Origin of the sequence: Lentzea aerocolonigenes, from assembly GCF_000955955.1 — a bacterium.
In the GTDB taxonomy this organism is placed as follows: domain Bacteria; phylum Actinomycetota; class Actinomycetes; order Mycobacteriales; family Pseudonocardiaceae; genus Lentzea; species Lentzea aerocolonigenes_A.
On sequence record NZ_JYJG01000519.1, the window covers coordinates 1 to 1,522 of the forward strand.

The window sequence follows — 1,522 nt, forward strand, 5'->3', positions numbered from 1 at the left end:
ACCACGACCGGCCACCGGCGTCCCCAGTGGAATGTCGGTGCCCGCGCCCAGCCGCGACAACAACAACGCCAGCGACGCCTGCACGACCATGAACGGCGTGACGCCCACCGACCGGGCCAGCTCCTCGACCTGAGCGTGCAGGTCCGCCCCCATCACGACCGGCACTTCCGCACCTCGATGCGTCGCCACGGCCGGACGCGGACGGTCGAACGGCAGGGCCAACTCCTCCGGCAGCGCCTCCAAAGCGTTGCGCCAGAACGAGGACTGCCGCGCCACCACGCTGCCGGGATCGTCCACGGACCCCAGCAACTCCCGCTGCCACAACGCGTAGTCCGCGTACTGCACCGGAAGCTCGTCCCACGCCGGCGCAACACCCTTCAACCGAGCCGCATACGCCGTCGCGAGATCGTCCCCCAACCTCCCCAGCGACCACCCGTCACACGCGATGTGATGCACCAGCAGCACCAGCACGTGCTCGTCGGGAGCCACCGTGAAACCGTTCACCCGCAACGGGATCTCGGTCTGCAGGTCGAAGACGTGCCCAGCAGCCGTGGCGACGAGCCGGTCGGCCTCGTCCACAGCGACGTCAGCCCACTCCACGGACGGCACGGCCTCGCCCGCCGGCAGCACCCGCTGCACCGGTTCTCCGTCCACCACCGGGAAAACCGTCCGCAGGCTCTCGTGCCGGTCGACGACATCCGCCACCGCCGACGTCAGCGCACCGACGTCCAGCGCACCAGACAGGTTCATCACCAGCGGCACGTTGTAGACCGCGCTGGGCCCTTCCAGCTGCCCGACGAACCACAACCGCCACTGCGCGAACGACAACGGGACGCGCTCAGGCCGTTGCACCGCGACAAGTGCCCGTCGCACCTCACCGCCTGCGCGCCGCAGACAAGCCGCGAGGCCCGCGACCGTCGGGAACTCGAACACGTCGCGGACGCTCAGCTCCCGCCCCAGCTCCGCCCGCACCCTGCTGGTCAGGCGGGTGGCCAGCAGCGAATGGCCACCGAGGTCGAAGAAGCCGTCGTCGATCCCGACCTGTGCCGCTCCGAGCACCTCCGCGAACAGGCCGCACAGCGACGCTTCGAGGGGCGTGCGCGGGGCACGGCCCTCTGCACCCTCGTATCCCGGTGCGGGCAGTGCGCGCGTGTCCAGCTTTCCGTTTGCGGTCAACGAGAACCCGTCCACCACGACCACGGCGGCCGGGACGGCGTACTCCGGCAGGACGGCCGCGACGCGCGCCCGCAGCTCCGCGGGAGGCGCGAGGCTCCCGTCCGCGACGACGTACCCGACGATCCGCTTGTCCCCCGGCACGTCCTCGCGCACGACCGCCGCGGCCCGTGCCACACCGGGCAGGGCGTTCAGCGCGGCCTCGACCTCGCCGAGCTCGATCCGGAACCCGCGGATCTTCACCTGGTGATCCGCACGCCCCAGGTACTCCAGCATCCCGTCGGCCCGCCACCGCGCCAGGTCGCCCGAGCGGTACATCCGCTCACCCGGCTCGCCGAACGGGCACGCC

General features: G+C 71.6%; 1 protein-coding gene. It reads right to left on the minus strand.

Annotation, left to right across the window (positions count from 1 at the left end):
• A partial coding sequence (locus tag UK23_RS45565) for a condensation domain-containing protein (RefSeq protein WP_045318089.1) occupies positions 1 to 1,522 on the minus strand: 1,522 nt, incomplete at both ends.